Below are 20,084 nucleotides of genomic sequence, written 5' to 3' on the forward strand. Positions count from 1 at the left end.
GGTGCAGGGCGGATCAGCCCGATCAGCGCGTGGCGCGCGACAGCGCCACCAGATGGACGCCGATGCCCACCAACGGCCCGCACAGCAACCCGACCACGGTGCGCGTCTGCAGCGACAGCGGGAGCAACAGCAGCAAACCCGACGCGACCGTGGCGCCGACCCAGCCCAGCGAGTAGGCGCGGTGCAGCGCGGCGGCCACCGCCGCGGCGCCGGTCAGCGTCAGCATGGCGATCGCCACCGCGGCCGCGGTCAGCCACGCCAGCAGGGCGCTGCTGGCCTGGTACTGCGGCCCGAAGGCGATCCGCAACAGCCAGGGGCCCACCGCGCCCGCGGCGGCCACCCCGACCGCGCCGATGCCCGCGACGATCCCGGCCGGGGCGATGAGCGCGCGCAGCCGGTCGCTGCGCTGGTCGACGAAATGCGCAATCAGGTTGCCCTGCATGGCCGTCAATGGCACCAGCAGTGGCGCGCGGGTCAACGTGACGGCCAGGATGATCACCCCGCCCTCGGCGCCGAGCTCGGCGCTGGTCAGCTTCAGCAGCACCGGAAAACCCATTACCAGGATGGCGCTGGCGCCGGCCGCGGTGATCGAATGCGCGGCGCCCCGCAGGAAGGTCGCGGTGCCGCCCGGGGTGAGCAGGCGCGCGGCGGCGCGGGTGGCGGGCGAGGCCACCAGCAGGATCAGCCAGGCGATCGCGCCGCCGACCGTCGCCCACAGGAAGCCGGTGAGGTGCCAGCCCAGCACCACGGTGGCCGCCGCGATCGCGACGCGGATGACCGCGTCGGTCACCATCAGCGCCCCGTACTGGGTCCACTGATTGATGCCGGCCAGCATGCCCAGCAGGGTGGTGTGCACACAGAAGCCGGCCAGCCCCGCGCACAGCAGCGCCACCGACAGCCAGCGTGACTCGACGAAGACCCGCCCGCTCCACAGGGGCGCGGTCCCCGCGATCACGACGGCCGCGGCCACGCCGATCAGCGCGGCGACCCGCAGCGGGTGGGTGCGCTTGGTCGGCGCGACTTCCAGGTAGGGCCCCCCGACCGAGCAGGCGCGGACCTCACGAGTGGTCTCTTGCAGCAGCCCGAATGCGGCGCCGCTGACCAGCCCGAACGCGCCCCAGAACACCCCGAACACCGAGAAGCCGCTGGGCGCCAGGTCGCGGGCCGCCAGGTAGATCACGCCGTAACCGCACAGGGCGGTCACGGCGGTCGCGGTGCCGACGCGGGCCATGCTGCCGCGCGCCACCGGCCCCTGTGAGGCGCTGATTTCGGTCACCGGGGCAGCGCTTTCAGCGGACCGCACCGATGTATCGCCACAATTTGAAAATAGTAAGTGTCCGCACCGATCGCCCGGCGCGGCGATCGGGTTCGCTAATGTGAGCGGCTGTCGGAAAGGACCCATGGCCGCCTACCGCATCTTCGGCATTTCGCTGTTGCTCTCCGTGGTGGCCCTCGTGCTGGGGTATCTCCACGGTGGCCCCAAAGACCTTTTCCTGCTGCTGGTCCTGGCCGTCCTCGAGGTGTCGCTGTCGTTCGACAACGCCATCATCAACGCCTCGATCCTGAAGCGGATGAGTCCCTTTTGGCGGCAGATGTTCTTGACCGTCGGGATCCTCATCGCGGTGTTCGGGATGCGCCTGTTGTTCCCGTTGGTCATCGTGTGGGCGACCGCGGGGATCGGCCCCGTGCGCGCGCTCGAACTGGCGCTGCACCCGCCGCCGAACGGCGCGCTGGAGTTTCCCGACGGCTCGCCGAGCTACGAGAAGATGATCCTGTCCGCCCATCCCCAGATCGCGGCGTTCGGCGGGATGTTCCTGTTGATGCTGTTCCTGGATTTCGTCTTCCACGACCGAGACCTCAAGTGGCTCAAGTGGATTGAGGTCCCCTTCGCCCGCATCGGGCGGCTCGGTCAGGTGTCGGTGGTGGTGGCCGGCGCCGCGCTGGTGCTGGTCGGCTCACAGTTGACGCATTCGGCCGACGAGCGTGCCACGGTGCTGACCGCCGGGGTGCTGGGCCTGGTGACCTACCTGGTGGTCAACGGGTTGAGCCGCGCGTTCCGGCCGGAAATCGTCGAGGGCATGTCGGTCGGCGAGGCGGTCGGCAGGGCGGGTTTCACGCTGTTCCTCTATCTCGAGGTTCTCGACGCCGCGTTCTCGTTCGACGGGGTCACCGGCGCCTTCGCGATCACCTCGGACCCGATCGTCATCGCGCTGGGGCTCGGGTTGATCGGCTCGATGTTCGTGCGGTCCATCACCATCTACCTGGTCAAGCAGGAAACCCTGGACCGGTACGTGTACCTGGAGCACGGCGCGCACTGGGCGATCGGCGCGCTTGCCGTGATCATGCTGGGATCCATCGATCCCGGTTTGCAGGTGCCCGAGGCGGTCACCGCCTCGGTGGGGGTGGTCTTCATCGGGGCGGCGCTGGGCTGGAGCCTGCTGCGCAACCGGCGCAGGGCCAGTGGCGGGTCGCCACCATCGGGCTAGTGCCCCTCAGCCTTGAACCGTTCTACCGAGCGCTGAATCTCGGCCTCGGCCTCCGCGCGGCCGACCCAGTCCGCCGCCTTGACGAACTTGCCCGGCTCCAGGTCCTTGTAGTGCACGAAGAAGTGCTTGATCACGTCGAGCTCGAACTCCGGCACGTCGCCGATGTCCTGGATGTGGTCCCAGCGGTGGTCGCCGGCCGGCACGCACAAAACCTTGTCGTCGCCGCCCTTTTCGTCGGTCATCCGGAACATGCCGACCGGACGAGACTCCACGATCACCCCGGGAAACACCGACTGGTGCAGCAGCACCATCGCGTCCAGCGGGTCACCGTCCTCGCCGAGGGTGTCCTCGATGAAGCCGTAGTCGGTCGGGTAGGCCATGGCGGTGTACAGGTAGCGGTCCAGACGCAACCGTCCGGTCTCGTGATCGACCTCGTATTTGTTGCGCTGGCCTTTGAGGATCTCGATCGTCACGTCGAATTCCACCGCGTCGGCTCCTTGTCTGGGTGTCTGCCTGGGCAGGCCAATTTTGCTCTGCTACACCCTAGTCGAGCCCATCGGCGCCGATTCGGCAGAATGGGTTCGGAAACAGTCAGGAGAGTCATGGCCCGTACTCGCTGGCAAAAATCCACCCCAGTGTTCATCGGGTTGGGCGTGCTGGCGTTCGTCGCTGCCGTGGTGGTGGCGGCGACGTTTTTCACCACGACCGGGCACGGCGCGGGCAGCGCGCGCGCCCCGATCCCGCCTCCGCATGCGCCCACGGTCAAGCCCGGCATGGTCCCGGTGAGCGACTCCGCCGAGTTACCCAGCGGCCCCGGCGTCAGCGCCGCGCTGGCACCGGTGGCGGGCGATCCCAACCTGGGCAGGCTGGGCGGCCGGATCACCGACGCCCTCACCGGAAAAGAGCTGTGGCAGGTCGCCGACGACATGCCGCTGGTGCCGGCGTCGACCAACAAAGTGCTGACGGCCGCCGCCGCCCTGCTGACGCTGGACCGCCAGGCCCGGATCAGCACCCGGGTGGTGGCTGGCAGCCAAAACGCCCAGGGCCCCGTCGTGCTGGTGGGCGCCGGCGATCCGGTGCTGTCCGCTGCGCCGCCCGGGCAGGACACCTGGTACCGGGGCGCGGCCCGCATCAGCGACCTCGTCGAACAGATCCGGCGCAGCGGCGTGACCCCGACCGCGGTGCAGGTGGACACCTCGGCGTTCAGCGGCCCGACGATGGCGCAGGGCTGGGATCCCGCCGACGTCGACAACGGCGACATCGCGCCGATCGAGTCGGTGATGATCGACGCCGGACGCATCCAGCCGACCACGGTCAACTCCCGGCGGTCCCGGACGCCGGCGCTGGATGCCGGCCGCGAGCTGGCCAAGGCGCTCAACCTCGATCCCGCCGCGGTGACGATCGCGACCGCGCCGTCCGGGGCGCGGCAGCTGGCCGTCGTGCAGTCGGCGCCGTTGGTCCAGCGGCTGTCCGAGATGATGGACCACTCCGACAACGTGCTGGCCGAGTGCATCGCCCGCGAGGTGGCGGCCGCGATCAACCGGCCACGCAGCTTCGCCGGCGCGGCCGACGCGGTCACCAACCGGCTGAGCACCGCCCACGTCGACACCGCGGGCGCCGCGCTGCTGGACTCCAGCGGCCTTTCGGTCGACGACCGGCTGACGGCCAAGACGCTCGACGGGGTGCTGCAGGCCGCCGCCGGGCCGGACCAGCCCGCGCTGCGGGCGCTGCTGGATCTGCTTCCGATCGCCGCCGGCAGCGGGACGCTGGGCGACCGGTTCATGGACGCATCGACCAGCCAGGGCCCCGCCGGCTGGTTGCGGGCCAAGACCGGCTCGCTGACCAACATCAACGCGCTGGCCGGGGTGCTCACCGACCGCAGCGGCCGGGTGCTCACCTTCGCGTTCATCTCCAATGACGCGGGGCCGACCGGCCGCAACGTGATGGACGCGCTGGCGACCAAGCTCTGGTTCTGCGGGTGCTCATGACGCCGTCGCCGGAGCTGACGCTGGGCACCGCGGTCGACTGGCAATTCGCGGCCACGGTCGGCCGGCGGCTGGCCCGGCCAGGACCGCCGTCCAGCGACTACACCCGGCGCCAGGTGTTCGACGAACTCGTCGGCTCGGCCGCCAAAGCCGAACCCCTGGTCCGCGACGTCACCGGCCTGGTCACCGGCGGCGCCGTGCCCGCCGCCCGCATCGTCGACCGCCCGGAATGGATCGCCGCGGCGGCCGAGTCGATGCGGGTGATGATGAACGGCGCCGAGAAGCCGCGCGGGTTTCTTACGGGCCGGATCACCGGCGCGCAGACCGGCGCCGTCCTGGCCTACGTCTCGTCGGGGATTCTCGGCCAATACGACCCGTTCGCTGCTGCCAAGGCTGGCTGCTTGCTGCTCGTGTACCCGAACGTTCTCGCCGTCGAGCGGCAGCTTCGGATCGAGCCGACCGATTTCCGGCTGTGGGTGTGCCTGCACGAGGTCACCCACCGGGTGCAGTTCACCGCGAATCCTTGGCTGCCCGACTACATGTCGCAGGCACTGGGCCTGCTGACCCGCGACGCCGGTGACGACGTGGGGGAGGTGGTGAGCCGGCTCGCCGACTACGCCCGCAACCGCGGCAATGCGGCCTCGGACGCCAACTCGGCGGGGATCCTCGGCCTGGTGCGGGCGGTGCAGTCCGAGCCCCAGCGCCAAGCCCTGGATCAGCTGCTGGTGCTGGGCACGCTGCTGGAGGGCCACGCCGACCACGTGATGGATGCCGTCGGGCCGATGGCCGTGCCGTCGGTGGCCACCATCCGCCGCCGCTTCGACGAGCGTCGCCACCGCAAACAACCACCACTGCAGCGCCTGCTGCGCGCACTGCTGGGACTTGACGCCAAGCTCAGCCAATACACCCGCGGCAAGGCGTTCGTCGACCACGTCGTGGGCCAGGTGGGCATGGCGCGGTTCAACACCATCTGGACCGGGCCCGAAACGCTGCCGCTGCCCATCGAGATCGAAGAGCCCCAGCGATGGATCGACAGGGTGCTGTAGGCCGGCTGCGTGCGGCGGTCGAGGCGTTCATCAAGACGCACCTCGCCGCCGTCGACCAATGGTGCGTGGCGCTCTCGGGTGGCCCGGATTCGTTGGCGCTCACCGCTGTGGCGGCTCAGCTGCGGCCCACCACCGCGGTGGTGGTGGACCACGGCCTGCAATCCCACTCGGCCGACATCGCCGAAGCCGCCCGGGCGCAAGCGGCTGCGCTGGGATGTGTTGCGGCGCAAGTGATTCGGGTGCAAGTCGGCACCCAAGGCGGTCCCGAAGCGGCGGCGCGCGCTGCTCGCTATGCCGCGCTGGCCGCCTACCACGACGGCCCGGTGCTGCTGGGTCACACGCTCGACGACCAGGCCGAGACGGTGCTGCTGGGGCTGGGGCGGGGGTCCGGCGCGCGCTCGATCGCGGGGATGCGCCCCTACGATCCGCCGTGGTGTCGGCCGTTGTTGGGGGTCCGCCGTGCGGTGACGCATGACGCGTGCCGGGAACTGGGCCTGACCGCCTGGCGCGATCCGCACAACAGCGACCGCCGCTTCACCCGCGCCCGGCTGCGCGCCGACGTGTTGCCGCTGCTCGAAGACGTGCTCGGTGGCGGCGTCGCCGAGGCGCTGGCCCGCACCGCGACCGCGTTGCGCGAGGACGGCGAATTGATCGACGCACTGGCCGCCCGGGCGCTGCCCGACGCCAAGGCGGGCCCGGGGCTGCGGGTCTCGGCCCTCGCGCCGCTGGAGGCGCCCATCCGGCGCCGCGTGATCCGGGCCTGGCTGTTGACCGGCGGCGCGACGGGCCTGACCGACAAGCAGATTCGGGCGGTCGACACCCTGGTGACCGCGTGGCGCGGCCAGGGCGGGGTGGCGGTGGGGTCGTCGGTGGCTGATGAGCGGTTGTTCGCGGGCCGGCGCGACGGCGTTTTGACCCTGTGGCGCGAACAGGTTCAGTAACCGCAATATCGGGGCCGCCGTTGGTTATCCGCCCGCCGGCGTGGCACTCTGTGGTCGTGGCCCAGATCTCCTCGGCGATCACCCCCGCTCAGCCCGCGGAGCTCTACCCCGGGGATATCAAGTCTGTCCTGCTGACGGCGGAGCAAATTCAGGCGCGCATCGCCGAACTGGGCCGCGAAATCGGGGAGAACTACCGCGACGCCGCGAGCCAGACCGGCCAGGACCTGCTGTTGATCACCGTGCTCAAGGGCGCTGTGATCTTCGTCACCGACCTGGCCCGCGCGATCCCGGTGCCGACCCAGTTCGAATTCATGGCCGTCAGCTCGTATGGGTCATCGACGTCCTCATCGGGCGTGGTGCGGATCCTCAAGGACCTGGACCGCGACATCGAGGGGCGCGACGTCCTGATCGTCGAGGACGTCGTGGACTCGGGCCTGACCCTGTCCTGGCTGCTGCGCAACCTCAAAACGCGGCACCCGCGGTCGCTGGGGGTGTGCACGCTGCTGCGCAAGCCCGACGCCAAGGGTGCCCACGTCGACATCGCCTACGTGGGCTTCGACATCCCGAACGACTTCGTCGTCGGTTATGGCCTCGATTACGACGAGCGCTACCGCGACCTGTCTTACATCGGCACCCTGGACCCCCGGGTCTACCAGCAGTAGCTCGCGGCGATCGCAAGCGCGGCGAAGCCGGGCGCGGCGGGTCGCCGCCATCCGGCTGCGTCAGTCCAGTTCCCACACCGCGGTGACCGAGAAGTTCACGGTCTGCTGGCCGGGCTCGAGCGGGACCATCGACGGCATGGCCCGCGGTGTCGGCGCCCCGACCGGCGGGGGGCTACCGGTCGCCTCCGAGATGGACAGCACCCGGCCCAGCCGAAGCCCGGACAGCTGGGCGTATTGTTCGGCGCGGCTCTTGGCGTCGTTGAACGCCCGCGCCCGGGCATCCTTGACCAGCTGCGAATCATCGGCGATCGAATAGCGGACCGACCTGATCCGGGTGGCGTCGCCGCCCGTGCCGACGATGAGCGCCAGCAGCCGCGACGCGGCGTCGGGCGGGTGGATCTTGACGGCCACGGCGTTGGTGGCGCGGTACCCGGTGATGTCGGCCGTGCCGGTGGGTCCGGGGTTGGTGTATTGCGGCGCCAGGGTGACCTCGGTGGTGCTGATGTCCTTGCGGTCGACGCCGGCGCCGAGCAACGCGTTGATGACCGCCTGCTGGCGGTCGTTGGTCTGGTTCATGGCGGTGGTGACGTCGGGAGCGGTGAACTCGATACCGACGTCGGCGGTCAGCGTGTCCGGCACTCCTTGCACTTGCCCGGTACCCAATACCGTTACCTGCCGGGGATTGGCGCCCGGATGTGACGGGCTGGTCTCGTCGCACGCCGACGCCGCCGCGACGGTCAGGCCGGCCGCGGCCAGCGCGATCGATCGGCGGACAAAACTCGAGGCGTTGGTTGCGACCGGCATGCCTGGCACCCTAGCCGCTGGCTCGGCGGCCGTGTTGGGGATTTCTGTGTCAGTGTGCCGCCGCTTGGTCGACCCCGTGGGCACGGTTCCCGTATCGGTGTAGTTCGTGGATGCGAATAATGATGCGCGAGAGCCAATTTGACACCAGCACCATGACGATGAGCAGGACGATGATCACCGCCAGCGGCAGCTCCAGGACAAGGCTGAGCCAGATCAGGGCGGGCGTTGCGACCGGACCGGCCATGAAGCCGACCAGCAGAGCAACCAATTGGATTGCACCGGAGTGTGTTTCGCGTGTCGCGTGTGTCATGTCAGGACGGCCGAACGGGAATGATGGGACGGTCCGGCTCAGCGATCGTCGTGTGGCTCATGCATCGAATGCTGCGCCGACCGAGCGCCGGCATCCAGGACGCGTCGTTCCTGGTTGTACGACACCCAGGCTCAGCGGGCGCCCAGCCGCAGCATGCCGGCCTCCGACGGCGACCCGGCGTCGGCCCAGTACGTGACCAGCACGTGACCGGTCCCCGGCAGCACCAGTTGCTGATAGTTGAGCCGCAGCGCACCGACCTCCGGGTGATTGACGCCCAGCCCTCCGGCGACTTCGTGCTTGACGTCGTGGCGGTCCCAGAGCTGGCGAAACCGCGGACTGTGCTCGATCAACTCGTCGACCAGGTTGATCAAAGCCGGATCGGGACGTTGACCGTACGTCGCGCGAAGCAGCCGGACCGCCCACGCGGTCAGCAGTTTCCAGTCGCGATACAACTCCGGCGAACGCGGATCGAGAAACAGTTCCCGCAGCGCGTTACCGCCGACCCGCAGGTGCGGTGACAACGCCTCCGCCACCCGGTTCGCGACTACGACGGTCATCCCGGGGTCGACGACGAACGCAGCCGCCCGGTCAAAGCCGTCAAGAAGATCGCGAATGCCCGGGTTCACTTGCTGCAGCGGCGCAGTGCGCTCGGCCGATCGATGACGCATGAGGTTTCGCATGTACACCACGGCGTCGTCGTCCAGTCGCAGAGCGCGGGCAATCGACGTGAGCACCTGATCGGAGGGATTGGTTTCGCGGCCCTGTTCGAGGCGGAGGTAGTAGTCGGTGCTGATGCCGGCGAGGACGGCGACCTCCTCGCGGCGCAGGCCGTCGACCCTGCGGCGTTCGCCCGCCGGCAGGCCGACGTCGGCGGGCCGGACCAGGCTGCGGCGCGCGCGCAGGAACTGCGCCAGAGCGGATCCTTTGGCGGCCAAGGCGAATCAACCCGTCAATGCGTCGCGCGGCAGCATCGGTGTTCCATCCCGTCAAGCTGCGGATACCTGCTTAGGCAGCATAGCCAGCCGGTGGATCGTGTCAGTACGCGATACGGTTCCAGCCCGTGCCGGCCATCGCTATGGCCGGTTAGAAAGGCGGATCGTCGGGCAAGGGCTGCAGGGCGGGTCGGTCGGGCGCCCAATCCGGCGGCAGCTCCTCCGGTTCCCTCGGATCGTTCACCCACGTGCAGAACGGGCTTGTACTCGGCGTCCCCTTGAAGAGGAAAAGCATGTCGCGCATGTGGTTTCGGAACTTGCGCGCCGCGATTTCGTCGTTGCGGTCCTGCTCCAGCTGGCGTCGGGCGGCGTTGATGGGCCGCTGCTCGCGGTTGTGTTTGCGCGCCTGCGTGATTCGTCCGCTTCGTTGTCGGGATCGGCTTCGTCGGTTGGGCGGTGGTGCCGCGCACGCCGGACCGCGCGGCTGGGGAAACAGATCCGCTCCCGCGGGGGAAGTCCGATAGGTGTTGCCGGTCGGCGAAGTCCAGATGACGGTGCCGTCGGGCAATTGTCTGTCGCACCATCCGCCGAATGTCTTGAGCCGATGATGTTGGCGGCACAGGCATTTGAGGTTCTCCGCTACGGTCCGTCCGCCCGCCGCCGGATCCTGGTGGTTGAACGGGACGGTGTGGTCGAGATCGCATACCATCGCCGGGCGGCTACACCCGGGGAAGCGGCAGGTGAGGTCGCGGCACCGGACGGCCCGTTCCAGTGCCGCCGACGGTTGGTAGCGCAGCGCCTCGACCGGACTTGTCACCGGGTTGGCGACGAGCAACGATGCGGCGGCGGCCAACTGGCGCACCTGTTCGGCGTCGATGACGCCATAGCCCTCCAGGTAACCGGGCCCGGCGCCATCGGCGTAGACGGTTTGGTCGCTGGCCACCACAGTGACGATCACCTGCGCCCCGGATCGATCGCGCTTGTCGTCGTCCCCCCGCGTCGGGCACTCGGGTTGTCCACAGGCGCAGGCCAACCCGCGGTTCTCGGCCAGCGCGGCCAATGCGTCGGCGCGGCGCTGATCCATTGTTCGCGGGTCAGCGGGGCACACCTGCTTGGCGAGTTGGGAGAGTCGGCGATCGAAGGCCGTCGCGGCGGCGGCGGCCACCGAACCGTTGAGCTCGGCCATCCCGTTGTCCGTGGCCGTGATCGCGATGTGGCGCTCGTTTTCGGCTTCGAGGCGGCGTTCACGGACGGCGTCGGGATCGGTGACCCGTACGGCGGCGTCGACCGCGTTGACAATCCGCTGCTTCGACCAACCGTGCCAATTACCGATCCGCGCGGCGAGCGACTGATCGATCTTGGCGATCAACTCCCCGTCGGTGATCAGGTCGGTGCGGGTGATGATCAGGCGCACGGTGCGCCAGTCCGTTCTCCCCTCGGCCAGCAGGGCCGCAATCCTGGGCAACCGGGTGTCCAGCGCTTCAGCGTGCGACACCAGGTAGCTGGCGCCCATCGCCGAGAGGTTCATCGCGGCGGCGACCTCGGCGGCGGTCTGCTCGAAGCCGTCGATCGCCGCGTACTCCTGATCGGCCTGCTCGGAGTTCGCCACGCGATGGCGAAGCAAGGCCGCCACCGCCGCCAGCCGGCGCGCCACGAGCATCGATTCCTCCCGATGGGTGGACTCGATCTCCGCGACCAGAGCGGCGGGATCCGACGGTACATCGAACATACATTCGACTGTAGACGGACCCTCTGACAAGTTTCAGGGCGTGACGAGAACCTTGCAGTGCCGCTCGGGGTCGGCCAGGTCGTCGAACGCCGCGCCGACCGCATCCAGCCCCACCTCGCCGGTGATCAGCGGGCTGACGTCGATGTCACCCTCCGCCAGTGCGCGCAGCGAGTCGCCGAACTCGTCGGGGGTGTAGGCGAGCACGAACTGCACGTTGATCTCTTTGGCGATCGCGAAGAAGGGATGCACGGTGTCGGGTTGCATGCACACCCCGGCGACCACCAGGCGGGTGCCGGGTCGCGCCCGAAGCATCACGTCGTCGATGATGCCGGGCACCCCGACGGCCTCGAACACCACCGCGGGCTTGACACTGTCGAAGGGTGATCCCTGCGCCGGATCCAGCGTCTGGTGGGCACCCATCGCGGTCGCGAGCTCCCGCCGCTTCGGCGAAAAGTCGGACGCCACAATGGTTTCAATGCCCTTGGACCGAAGGGCGGCGACGATCGCGATCCCGATCGGGCCGCAGCCCAAAACCAACGCCGTCTCGCCGGGTGTGATGCTGGACTTGTTGACGGCGTGCAGTCCCACCGCCATGGGTTCGGTCAGGGCCGCGTGCCTGAAATCCAAGCCGTTGGGGATGGGCAGCAGCAGCGGCGCCGACAACAGCATCCGCTCGGCGTAGCCGCCGATTGTGCTGTTGCTGTACACAATTGGATCGACGCCTTTGGCGGACAAGAGTACCGGCAGCGACGTGACCAAGGTTCCCGGCGGATGGGTCTCGGTGTCGGGGCCGGCTTCGAGTATCTCGGCGCTGAATTCGTGGCCCATGAAGATGTCGTGGTCCAGGTCGACGTGCATGCCCCCGCCGCCGCCCGCCGCGCGAGCGGTCATTTCCAGTACCTGGGCGCCGTGGGCGGCGAAATGCAGGTCGGAGCCGCAGATTCCGCATGCCCGCACGCCGACGAGCACCTGCCCGGCTTCGGGTACCGGCTCGGGCACGTCGTCGCGGTAGACCATACGACCGTCACGCAACACCGAGGCGCGCATCAGTGCACCGCATCTTTCTGTTCGTCCACGTGCTCGGTGATGGCTTTGACCACCGCCTCGCCGGCCCTTCCGATCAACTGGTCACGTTTGCCTTTGGCCCATTCATGGGATGCGCGCGACGCTTCGAGTTGCCGTTTGAAGTGAGGAATCACCTTGCGCGCCATCAGGTCATAGCAGCGGTGCGTCGCCTCCGGGGAGGCCCAGTCGTGGCCGAGCATCAGCAGGGTGCCGAAGCCACCGGAGCGGTCGAGCAGGTCTTCGATGTGCGCAATGGCGTCCTCGGGCGTGCCGATGCAGCAATTGCCCTTGGCCGCGTAGTCCGCGACGAACTCATGTGGCGTCTGGGTGCCTTCGACGCTGTTGGCCAGCGGGACGAACCCGGCCGCACCGAAGTAATTCGCGAAATCCTGCAGCCCGTAGGTGCAATCATCGATCGCCTGCTCGCGGCTGTCTGCGATGTGCATGATGCTCAGGACGCGCCAGTCGCCCCGGTCCGGCTCATCCCGGCCGACTTTCGCGGCCTGTTCGCGAACCACGTCCCAGGTGGTTTCCAGCGCCGCATAGCCGCCGGGCACCGACATCGACAGCGACAGCAGCGAGGTGCCCAGCGCCCCGGCCAACCGCGGCCCCGACGGAGAAATCATTGCTGCCGTGGAGATTTCGGGGTAGGGCCAGGTGTAGGGCCGGATGTGCAACTGCGCGTCGCGCAGCGTGAACCAATCGGAGTGCCGGTCGATTCGTTCGGTGGGCGCGGCGCGGAACAGCGCCAGGATGGCCTCGAGGGATTCCTGCATCATGCGCCGCTGCTCGACGGGGTCGATGCCCATCATGTAGGCGTCCGAGGGCAGTGCGCCGGGTCCGGTGCCGAACATGACGCGGCCGCGGGTCAGGTGATCCAGCAGCACCCAGCGATCGGCGACCATGAGCGGATGGTGATAGGGCAGTGACACCACTCCCGTGCCCAGTCGGATGTGTTTGGTCCGTTCGGCGGCCGCAGCGATGAACACCTCAGGACAGGCGATCAGCTCGTAGCCGCCGGAGTGGTGTTCGCCGAACCACGCTTCGTCGAACCCGAGCCGATCCAGCGCGACGACGCGTTCCATGTCGTATTCCAGTGCGACCGTCGGGGATTGGCCGACTGGGTGAAACGGGGTGATAAAGACACCGAAACGCAGGGGCGCGCTCATCAAAGCTCCAATCCGTTGAGGAATTCCAGCAAGGCCGCATTCACCTCGTCGGGGCGCTCCTGCTGCAGCCAATGCCCGGCGCCGTCGATCATCACCTGTTGGTACGGACCGGAAATCGCCTCCGCGGCGCGATCGGGCCGGGTGAACGACAGGACGGGATCGGCCGTCCCGCCGATGAACAAACACGGCACCGAGATCTTGGCGCCGTCGAGTTGGGGGGTGGTCTCCCAGTTGCGATCGAAATTGCGGTACCAGTTCAGGCCACCGGTGAAGCCCGTCCGCGAGAATTCGGCGACGTACTGGTCGATCTCGTCCTGGTTGATCCAGTCCGGCAGACCATCCGGCTCGGGAAGGCGGTCGACGAAACCTTCCGGACCGGGGGTAGCCATCCGCACCAGCGCATCCTTGCCGTCGGTTCGTAGGCTGCCCATCATGCGACGGATCACCCGGGCGGGATCGGCGTTCAATTCGGCGTCGGCGACGCCGGGCTCCTGGAAGTAGAGGATGTAGAAGAAGTTCTCGCCGAACATCTTTCGCCACGCCTTCGTCGGCGCCACGTGCGGGCGCGGCGTCACCGGCACGCTCAGCGCGGCGACAGCCGCGACCCGGTCGGGGTGCAGCAGCGGGGCGTTCCACACCACGGCCGCGCCCCAGTCGTGACCAATCCACACGGCACGCTCGGCGCCGACGTCGTCGAGCAGGCCGACCAGGTCTCCGGTCAACTGGTGAATGTCGTAGGCGTCGACGGCATCCGGGCGATCCGACCCGCCGTAGCCGCGCTGATCGGGCGCCAGCACGTGGTAGCCGGCTTGCGCGAGGACGTCTATCTGGTGGCGCCAGGAGTAGGCCAGTTCGGGAAAGCCGTGGGCCAGGATCACCACGGGCGCGCCGCGGTCGCCCGCTTCCGTCACCCGTAGCCGCACACCATTGGTATCTACTAACCGTTCGGTTGGGGGCACCGTCTCACCAAAGCACAACGGTTGCGCACTGAGAAGGGTCTCTTTGGCTCCGCGCAGCATAATTTGTGCATGCGATTGGACCACGTAGTTCTGTGGACGAAGGATCCGCGCGCGGCGATGGACTTCTATTCGAAGGTCGTCGGGCTGGCGCCGGTGCGGTTCGCCGAGTTCGAGGCCGGCCAGGCGCCGTTCCCGAGCGTGCGGGTGTCCGAGGACTCCATCATCGACCTGATGCCACTCGAGATGGCTTCCGGCGCGGCGTCGTCCGCGGTGGCCGAAGGAAGCGCCGGCCGACCGGTCAACCACGTCTGCCTTGCCCTGTCGAAAGCCGACTACGACGCGCTCGAGGAGCGCCTGCAGGCGGCAGGTGTGGACACCAGCGTCCGGCTGCACCACAGTTTCGGCGCGCGGGGATGGTCGCCGCACACGTACTACTTCGCCGATCCGGACGGCAATGTCCTCGAGGCCCGCTACTACGAGTGAGCCGGCCGTCCCGGGAACTGCCGGTCGTTAACTGGGCAGGCGCGGCTTTGTCGGAGCTAGCGACGACCACTGAGCAAATGGTGGCGACCCGCTGCGCCCCGGCTCTGCCGGAGCTAGCGATCACCACAGGCGGTAGCCTGGACTTTTCCAGCTGCGTGTATATCGGGGAAGGACCTGGCCGACAAGGCCGATGATTGATGAACCGGAAAAACGTTATTCGCACCATCACGGCGATTGCTGTCGTGGTGCTGCTCGGCTGGTCGTTCTTCTATTTCAGCGACGACACTCGCGGCTATAAGCCCGTCGATACGTCCGTGGCGATGTCCCAAATCAACGGCGACAACGTCAAAAGCGCACAAATCGACGACCGTGAGCAGCAGCTGCGCTTGACCCTGAAGAAGGGCAACGGCGATACGGACAATTCCGACAAGGTCATCACCAAATATCCCAGCGGCTATGCGGTCGACCTGTTCAACGCGCTCACCGCCAAGAACGCGAAGGTCAGCACCGTCGTCAACCAGGGCAGCATCCTGGGCGAGCTGCTGGTCTACGTCCTGCCGCTGCTGCTTTTGGTGGGGCTGTTCGTGATGTTCTCCCGCATGCAGGGCGGCGCCCGGATGGGCTTCGGATTCGGCAAATCGCGCGCCAAGCAGCTCTCCAAGGACATGCCCAAGACCACGTTCGCCGACGTCGCCGGCGTCGACGAGGCGGTCGAGGAGCTCTACGAGATCAAGGACTTCCTGCAGAACCCCGGTCGCTATCAGGCACTGGGCGCCAAGATCCCCCGGGGCGTGCTGCTCTACGGCCCGCCCGGCACCGGTAAGACGCTGCTCGCCCGCGCGGTGGCCGGCGAGGCCGGTGTTCCGTTCTTCACCATCTCCGGCTCCGACTTCGTCGAGATGTTCGTCGGTGTCGGTGCGTCCCGGGTCCGCGACCTGTTCGACCAGGCCAAACAGAACAACCCGTGCATCATCTTCGTCGACGAGATCGACGCCGTGGGCCGCCAGCGCGGCGCGGGCCTGGGCGGCGGGCACGACGAGCGCGAGCAGACGCTGAACCAGTTGCTGGTCGAAATGGACGGGTTCGACCCGCGGGCCGGCGTCATTCTGATCGCCGCCACCAACCGGCCGGACATCCTGGACCCGGCGCTGCTGCGGCCCGGCCGCTTCGACCGGCAGATTCCGGTGTCCAATCCGGACCTGGCGGGCCGCAAGGCGGTGCTGGAGGTGCACTCCAAGGGCAAGCCGATCGGCCCGGACGCCGACCTCGCCGGGCTGGCCAAGCGGACCGTCGGCATGACGGGCGCCGACCTGGCCAACGTCATCAACGAGGCGGCGCTGCTCACCGCCCGCGAGAACGGCACCGTCATCACCAGCGCCGCCCTGGAAGAGGCGGTGGACCGGGTAATCGGCGGACCCCGTCGCAAGGGCCGCATCATCAGCGAGCAGGAAAAGAAGATCACCGCCTATCACGAGGGCGGCCACACCCTGGCGGCCTGGGCGATGCCCGACATCGAGCCGATCTACAAGGTGACGATCCTGGCGCGCGGCCGCACGGGCGGGCACGCGGTGGCGGTGCCGGAAGAGGACAAGGGACTGCGGACCCGCTCGGAGATGATCGCGCAGTTGGTGTTCGCGATGGGCGGGCGCGCCGCCGAGGAGCTGGTCTTCCGGGAGCCGACGACGGGCGCGGTGTCCGACATCGAGCAGGCCACCAAGATCGCGCGCGCCATGGTCACCGAATTCGGGATGAGCTCCAAACTCGGTGCGGTCAAGTACGGTTCGGAACACGGCGACCCATTCCTGGGCCGCACCATGGGAACGCAGGCGGACTATTCGCACGAGGTCGCCCGCGACATCGACGACGAGATCCGCAAGCTGATCGAGGCCGCGCACACCGAGGCGTGGGAAATCCTCACCGAATACCGCGACATCCTCGACACCCTCGCGGGCGAGCTGCTGGAAAAGGAAACCCTGCACCGGGCCGAGCTGGAAAGCATCTTCTCCGGCGTCGAAAAGCGGCCGCGCCTCACCATGTTCGACGATTTCGGTGGCCGCATCCCGTCGGACAAGCCGCCGATCAAAACCCCCGGCGAGCTGGCCATCGAGCGCGGCGAACCCTGGCCGCCGCCCACCCCCGAGCCGGCCTTCAAGGCGGCCATCGCACGGGCCAGCGAAGCGGCACGGCTGGAGGCCGACCGAAACGCCAACGGCGGCAATGGTTCTCACGGAAACCAGGGCGGTGGTAAGGACTCGCCGCACCCCACCCAACCCGACTACGGCGCACCGGCCGGCTGGCGCGCGCCGGGCTGGCCGCCGCAGCAAGCGCCGCAGCCCCAACAGCAGCCGAACTACTGGAACCCGCCGGCGCAGCCGCCACAGCAGCCCTATTGGCAGCAACCGGCGCCCAGTTACCCGGGCCCGCAACCGTATCCCGGACAGCAGGGCCACGCCGGCCATCAGCAGGGCTACCCGGGCGGGCCGGGTCGCTCCGGTCAGCCGGGTCAGGCGTACCCGCCGTATCCGCCGTATCCCCCGCCGGGCCAGCCCGCCCAGGAGGGTGGCTCACCCGAGCGGCAGGATGACGACGTAAGCCGGTCCAATCCGCCGGCCCACGGCTGAGCAAACGGAGGATTCGATGGCACTGCCGGACACCGCGATGTCCCAGATGCGGGTCTTCGACCAGGACCGTGCCGAGGCCGCGGTCCGCGAATTGCTGTGCGCGATCGGCGAAGACCCGGACCGGCACGGCCTGCGGGAAACCCCGGCCCGCGTCGCCCGCGCCTATCGGGAGATGTTCGCCGGGCTCTACACCGATCCGGACAGCGTGTTGAACACCATGTTCGACGAGGATCACGACGAACTGGTGCTGGTCAAGGAGATCCCGCTGTACTCCACGTGCGAACACCACCTGGTGTCGTTCCACGGGGTGGCCCACGTCGGTTACATCCCGGGCAACGACGGCAGGGTCACCGGCCTGTCGAAGATCGCGCGACTGGTCGATCTGTACGCCAAGCGGCCTCAGGTGCAGGAACGGCTCACCAGCCAAATCGCCGACGCCCTGGTGAAAAAGCTCAATCCGCGCGGGGTGATCGTCGTGGTCGAGGCCGAGCACCTGTGCATGGCGATGCGCGGTGTCCGCAAGCCCGGAGCGACGACCACGACCTCGGCGGTGCGCGGCATATTCAAAACCAACGCCGCTTCTCGAGCCGAGGCGCTCGACCTCATCCTGCGGAAGTGAGCCTGGCGCCTGTGCAGGTAATGGGAGTTCTGAACGTCACTGACGATTCGTTCTCCGATGGCGGCCGCTATCTCGACCCCGACAAAGCCGTGGCACAGGGACTGGCGCTGGCCGCCGACGGCGCCGACATCGTCGACGTCGGCGGAGAATCGACCCGCCCCGGCGCCACGCGCGTCGACGCCCGCGTCGAGACCTCCCGGGTCGTCCCTGTCGTCAAAGAGCTTGCCTCACAAGGCATTACAGTCAGCATCGATACCATGCACGCCGACGTCGCGCGGGCGGCGCTGTGCAGCGGCGCGCGGATCGTCAACGACGTGTCCGGCGGCCGGGCCGATCCCGGCATGGCGCCGCTGCTGGCCGAGGCGAAAGTGCCTTGGGTGCTGATGCATTGGCGCTCCGTTGCGGCCGAACGACCGCACGCGGCCCCGCAATACCACGACGTGGTCGCCGAAGTGCGCACCGAGTTGCTGGCCAGTGTCGACGCCGCGGTGTCCGCCGGTGTCGACCCCGCTCAGCTGATGCTCGACCCGGGGCTGGGATTCGCCAAGACGGGACAACACAATTGGGCGCTGCTGCATGCGTTGCCGCAATTGGTCGCCACCGGGATCCCGGTGCTCCTGGGCGCGTCGCGCAAGCGGTTCCTCGGTACGTTGTTGGCCGGGCCCGACGGCTCAGCGCGGCCTCCGGACGGGCGTGAGACGGCGACCGCGGTGATTTCCGCGCTGGCCGCCCTGCACGGGGCCTGGGGGGTGCGCGTGCACGATGTGCGCGCCACGGTCGATGCGCTCAAGGTCGTGGCGGCATGGAACGACGAGACGCACACTGGGCTGGCTGGAGACGATGGCTGATCGAATCGAGTTGCGCGGGTTGAAGGTTCGCGGACAACACGGGGTATTCGACCACGAACGCGCGAACGGGCAGGACTTCATCATCGACGTCACGGTGTGGATCGACCTGGCGTCGGCCGCCGCTACCGATGAGCTCTCCGACACCTACGACTACGGCGCGCTGGCCCGGCTGGCGGCCGACGTGGTGGCGGGACCGGCGCGCAACCTGATCGAAACCGTCGGCGCCCAGATCGCCGATGAGGTGATGGACGACGAACGCGTGCACGCCGTCGAGGTGGTGGTGCACAAGCCGCAGGCACCGATCCCGCAGCAGTTCGCCGACGTCTCGGTGGTGGTGCGGCGGTCCCGGCGCGGCCGAGGCTCGGTGGTGCCGTTATGACCACAGTGGTGTTGTCCGTCGGCTCCAACCTGGGTGACCGGCTGGCGAGGTTGCAGTCGGTGGTCGACGGGCTGGGAGACGCGGTGCGCGCCGTGTCACCGGTGTACGAGACCGACCCCTGGGGCCGGCTGGATCAGGCACCGTTTCTCAACGCGGTGCTGATCGCCGACGACCCGGCCTGCGACGGGCCGGGCTGGCTCGCCCGGGCTCAGGAGTTCGAGCGTGCGGCGGGCCGGGTTCGCGGCGAGCGCTGGGGGCCGCGGACCCTCGACGTCGACCTCATCGCCTGTTACGGGCAGACCGAGGTGACCTCCCGGGAGAACAACCTGACGCTGCCGCATCCGCTGGCCCATTTGCGGGCCTTCGTGTTGATCCCCTGGTTGGCCGTCGACCCGGACGCCCGGCTGACGGTGGCCGAAGGGCCGCGCCCCGTCGCGCAGCTGCTGGCCGAGCTCGAAGACGCCGACCGTGCCGCCGTCCGGCTGTCCGACCTGACGCTCGAGCTCAAGACCTGATGGGACCCACTCGCAAGCGTGAGCTGACGGTCGCGGTGGTCGGCGCCGCCGTGGTGGGCTACCTGCTGATCAAGGGCCTGTACCGGTGGTTTCCCCCGATCACGGTGTGGACGGGCCTGTCGCTACTGGCGGTGGCCGTCGCCGAGGCGCTGTGGGCGCGCTACGTGCGAGCCAAGATCACCGACGGCGAAATCGGCTCCGGTGCGGGCCGATTGCATCCACTCGCGGTGGCCCGCAGCCTGATGGTCGCCAAGGCCTCGGCGTGGGTGGGGGCGTTGATGCTGGGCTGGTGGGTCGGGGTGCTGGTGTACTTCCTGCCGCGCCGGTCCTGGCTGCGGGCCGCCGCCGAGGACACCTCCGGGACGGTGGTGGCGGCCGTCAGCGCGCTGGCGCTGGTCGTCGCCGCGCTGTGGCTGCAACATTGCTGCAAGTCCCCGCACGACCCGACCGAGCACGGCGACGGCGCCGAAACCTAGCCGCCGGCCAATTCGCGGATCAACCCAGGTGAGAATCGCCGGAGTCGGGCGACAC

21 protein-coding genes are annotated in these 20,084 nt (G+C 68.6%); 12 read left to right on the forward strand and 9 right to left on the reverse strand.

What is annotated here, in order from left to right; translation table 11 throughout:
* Positions 1 to 22: 22 nt before the first annotated feature.
* Positions 23 to 1,231 carry a hypothetical protein gene (locus tag G6N26_RS19965; RefSeq protein ID WP_232067618.1) on the reverse strand — a complete coding sequence of 403 codons (1,209 nt, stop codon included), beginning with the start codon at positions 1,229 to 1,231 and terminating at the stop codon, positions 23 to 25.
* Between the two features lie 169 nt (positions 1,232 to 1,400).
* On the opposite strand from G6N26_RS19965, the gene G6N26_RS19970 reads away from it, so the two are divergent.
* The gene (locus tag G6N26_RS19970) at positions 1,401 to 2,486 is read left to right on the forward strand and encodes a DUF475 domain-containing protein (RefSeq protein ID WP_067172149.1); all 1,086 of its coding nucleotides are present in this window, start codon (positions 1,401 to 1,403) and stop codon (positions 2,484 to 2,486) included.
* Here G6N26_RS19970 and G6N26_RS19975 read toward each other — a convergent pair.
* The gene (locus G6N26_RS19975; protein ID WP_067172147.1) at positions 2,483 to 2,971 is read right to left on the reverse strand and encodes an inorganic diphosphatase; all 489 of its coding nucleotides are present in this window, start codon (positions 2,969 to 2,971) and stop codon (positions 2,483 to 2,485) included. The two genes, G6N26_RS19970 and G6N26_RS19975, sit on opposite strands and share 4 nt — an antisense overlap.
* A gap of 117 nt (positions 2,972 to 3,088) precedes the next feature.
* On the opposite strand from G6N26_RS19975, the gene dacB reads away from it, so the two are divergent.
* The 4 genes from dacB to hpt are packed head-to-tail and all read left to right on the forward strand — an operon-like array spanning position 3,089 to position 7,120.
* Positions 3,089 to 4,474, forward strand: coding sequence for a D-alanyl-D-alanine carboxypeptidase/D-alanyl-D-alanine endopeptidase (gene dacB, locus G6N26_RS19980; protein WP_120312721.1), 1,386 nt, complete (start codon positions 3,089 to 3,091; stop codon positions 4,472 to 4,474).
* On the forward strand, positions 4,471 to 5,517 hold the full coding sequence (locus tag G6N26_RS19985) for a zinc-dependent metalloprotease (RefSeq protein ID WP_067172143.1): 1,047 nt from the start codon (positions 4,471 to 4,473) through the stop codon (positions 5,515 to 5,517). The genes dacB and G6N26_RS19985 overlap by 4 nt, the downstream gene beginning before the upstream one ends.
* Complete coding sequence (tilS, locus tag G6N26_RS19990) at positions 5,496 to 6,458, forward strand: tRNA lysidine(34) synthetase TilS (protein WP_083019062.1); 963 nt, start codon at positions 5,496 to 5,498, stop codon at positions 6,456 to 6,458. Before G6N26_RS19985 ends, tilS begins: the two co-directional genes overlap by 22 nt.
* A 50-nt stretch (positions 6,459 to 6,508) precedes the next feature.
* On the forward strand, positions 6,509 to 7,120 hold the full coding sequence (gene hpt, locus G6N26_RS19995) for a hypoxanthine phosphoribosyltransferase (protein WP_067172139.1): 612 nt from the start codon (positions 6,509 to 6,511) through the stop codon (positions 7,118 to 7,120).
* 60 nt (positions 7,121 to 7,180) lie between these two features.
* On the opposite strand, the gene G6N26_RS20000 is transcribed toward hpt, so the two are convergent.
* From G6N26_RS20000 to G6N26_RS20030, 7 genes are all read right to left on the reverse strand, one after another.
* Positions 7,181 to 7,924 carry an SIMPL domain-containing protein gene (locus G6N26_RS20000; RefSeq protein ID WP_083019060.1) on the reverse strand — a complete coding sequence of 248 codons (744 nt, stop codon included), beginning with the start codon at positions 7,922 to 7,924 and terminating at the stop codon, positions 7,181 to 7,183.
* A 49-nt stretch (positions 7,925 to 7,973) separates the two neighbouring features.
* Positions 7,974 to 8,234: a hypothetical protein gene (locus G6N26_RS20005; protein WP_083019058.1), complete on the reverse strand. Its 261-nt coding sequence runs from the start codon at positions 8,232 to 8,234 to the stop codon at positions 7,974 to 7,976.
* A gap of 131 nt (positions 8,235 to 8,365) precedes the next feature.
* A complete protein-coding gene (locus G6N26_RS20010; RefSeq protein ID WP_083019056.1) occupies positions 8,366 to 9,169 on the reverse strand; it encodes a helix-turn-helix domain-containing protein in 804 nt (267 codons plus the stop codon).
* Between the two features lie 148 nt (positions 9,170 to 9,317).
* Complete coding sequence (locus G6N26_RS20015; protein ID WP_083019054.1) at positions 9,318 to 10,895, reverse strand: HNH endonuclease signature motif containing protein; 1,578 nt, start codon at positions 10,893 to 10,895, stop codon at positions 9,318 to 9,320.
* A gap of 33 nt (positions 10,896 to 10,928) precedes the next feature.
* Complete coding sequence (locus tag G6N26_RS20020) at positions 10,929 to 11,942, reverse strand: zinc-binding dehydrogenase (RefSeq protein ID WP_067172132.1); 1,014 nt, start codon at positions 11,940 to 11,942, stop codon at positions 10,929 to 10,931.
* Positions 11,942 to 13,129 carry an LLM class flavin-dependent oxidoreductase gene (locus G6N26_RS20025; protein ID WP_083019052.1) on the reverse strand — a complete coding sequence of 396 codons (1,188 nt, stop codon included), beginning with the start codon at positions 13,127 to 13,129 and terminating at the stop codon, positions 11,942 to 11,944. Before G6N26_RS20025 ends, G6N26_RS20020 begins: the two co-directional genes overlap by 1 nt.
* Complete coding sequence (locus G6N26_RS20030; protein WP_232067619.1) at positions 13,129 to 14,106, reverse strand: alpha/beta fold hydrolase; 978 nt, start codon at positions 14,104 to 14,106, stop codon at positions 13,129 to 13,131. The genes G6N26_RS20025 and G6N26_RS20030 overlap by 1 nt, the downstream gene beginning before the upstream one ends.
* A gap of 51 nt (positions 14,107 to 14,157) precedes the next feature.
* On the opposite strand from G6N26_RS20030, the gene G6N26_RS20035 reads away from it, so the two are divergent.
* From G6N26_RS20035 to G6N26_RS20065, 7 genes are all read left to right on the forward strand, one after another.
* Entirely contained in the window at positions 14,158 to 14,571 is a 414-nt protein-coding gene (locus G6N26_RS20035; protein ID WP_067172126.1) for a VOC family protein, read from the forward strand.
* Positions 14,572 to 14,768: 197 nt separating this feature from the next.
* A complete protein-coding gene (ftsH, locus tag G6N26_RS20040; protein WP_083019048.1) occupies positions 14,769 to 17,192 on the forward strand; it encodes an ATP-dependent zinc metalloprotease FtsH in 2,424 nt (807 codons plus the stop codon).
* A 16-nt stretch (positions 17,193 to 17,208) separates the two neighbouring features.
* Complete coding sequence (folE, locus tag G6N26_RS20045; protein ID WP_067172122.1) at positions 17,209 to 17,811, forward strand: GTP cyclohydrolase I FolE; 603 nt, start codon at positions 17,209 to 17,211, stop codon at positions 17,809 to 17,811.
* The gene (gene folP, locus G6N26_RS20050; RefSeq protein WP_095576434.1) at positions 17,808 to 18,659 is read left to right on the forward strand and encodes a dihydropteroate synthase; all 852 of its coding nucleotides are present in this window, start codon (positions 17,808 to 17,810) and stop codon (positions 18,657 to 18,659) included. The genes folE and folP overlap by 4 nt, the downstream gene beginning before the upstream one ends.
* A complete protein-coding gene (folB, locus tag G6N26_RS20055) occupies positions 18,652 to 19,038 on the forward strand; it encodes a dihydroneopterin aldolase (RefSeq protein WP_083019046.1) in 387 nt (128 codons plus the stop codon). The genes folP and folB overlap by 8 nt, the downstream gene beginning before the upstream one ends.
* Positions 19,035 to 19,553: a 2-amino-4-hydroxy-6-hydroxymethyldihydropteridine diphosphokinase gene (gene folK, locus G6N26_RS20060; RefSeq protein ID WP_083019044.1), complete on the forward strand. Its 519-nt coding sequence runs from the start codon at positions 19,035 to 19,037 to the stop codon at positions 19,551 to 19,553. Before folB ends, folK begins: the two co-directional genes overlap by 4 nt.
* Positions 19,553 to 20,029 carry a DUF3180 domain-containing protein gene (locus G6N26_RS20065; protein ID WP_083019042.1) on the forward strand — a complete coding sequence of 159 codons (477 nt, stop codon included), beginning with the start codon at positions 19,553 to 19,555 and terminating at the stop codon, positions 20,027 to 20,029. The genes folK and G6N26_RS20065 overlap by 1 nt, the downstream gene beginning before the upstream one ends.
* The last annotated feature ends 55 nt before the right edge of the window (positions 20,030 to 20,084 follow it).

The organism is Mycobacterium marseillense (assembly GCF_010731675.1).
Classification (GTDB): Bacteria; Actinomycetota; Actinomycetes; order Mycobacteriales; family Mycobacteriaceae; genus Mycobacterium; species Mycobacterium marseillense.

What these genes read in the sequence shown, in the direction of transcription:
- G6N26_RS19965 (WP_232067618.1), bottom strand. Translation starts at nt 1,231, where the DNA reads ATGGCCCGCGTCGGCACCGCGACCGCCGTGACCGCCCTGTGCGGTTAC.
- G6N26_RS19970 (WP_067172149.1), top strand. Translation starts at nt 1,401, where the DNA reads ATGGCCGCCTACCGCATCTTCGGCATTTCGCTGTTGCTCTCCGTGGTG.
- dacB (WP_120312721.1), top strand. Translation starts at nt 3,089, where the DNA reads ATGGCCCGTACTCGCTGGCAAAAATCCACCCCAGTGTTCATCGGGTTG.
- G6N26_RS19985 (WP_067172143.1), top strand. Translation starts at nt 4,471, where the DNA reads ATGACGCCGTCGCCGGAGCTGACGCTGGGCACCGCGGTCGACTGGCAA.
- tilS (WP_083019062.1), top strand. Translation starts at nt 5,496, where the DNA reads ATGGATCGACAGGGTGCTGTAGGCCGGCTGCGTGCGGCGGTCGAGGCG.
- G6N26_RS20000 (WP_083019060.1), bottom strand. Translation starts at nt 7,924, where the DNA reads ATGCCGGTCGCAACCAACGCCTCGAGTTTTGTCCGCCGATCGATCGCG.
- G6N26_RS20005 (WP_083019058.1), bottom strand. Translation starts at nt 8,234, where the DNA reads ATGACACACGCGACACGCGAAACACACTCCGGTGCAATCCAATTGGTT.
- G6N26_RS20015 (WP_083019054.1), bottom strand. Translation starts at nt 10,895, where the DNA reads ATGTTCGATGTACCGTCGGATCCCGCCGCTCTGGTCGCGGAGATCGAG.
- G6N26_RS20020 (WP_067172132.1), bottom strand. Translation starts at nt 11,942, where the DNA reads ATGCGCGCCTCGGTGTTGCGTGACGGTCGTATGGTCTACCGCGACGAC.
- G6N26_RS20025 (WP_083019052.1), bottom strand. Translation starts at nt 13,129, where the DNA reads ATGAGCGCGCCCCTGCGTTTCGGTGTCTTTATCACCCCGTTTCACCCA.
- G6N26_RS20035 (WP_067172126.1), top strand. Translation starts at nt 14,158, where the DNA reads ATGCGATTGGACCACGTAGTTCTGTGGACGAAGGATCCGCGCGCGGCG.
- ftsH (WP_083019048.1), top strand. Translation starts at nt 14,769, where the DNA reads ATGAACCGGAAAAACGTTATTCGCACCATCACGGCGATTGCTGTCGTG.
- folE (WP_067172122.1), top strand. Translation starts at nt 17,209, where the DNA reads ATGGCACTGCCGGACACCGCGATGTCCCAGATGCGGGTCTTCGACCAG.
- folB (WP_083019046.1), top strand. Translation starts at nt 18,652, where the DNA reads ATGGCTGATCGAATCGAGTTGCGCGGGTTGAAGGTTCGCGGACAACAC.
- folK (WP_083019044.1), top strand. Translation starts at nt 19,035, where the DNA reads ATGACCACAGTGGTGTTGTCCGTCGGCTCCAACCTGGGTGACCGGCTG.
- G6N26_RS20065 (WP_083019042.1), top strand. Translation starts at nt 19,553, where the DNA reads ATGGGACCCACTCGCAAGCGTGAGCTGACGGTCGCGGTGGTCGGCGCC.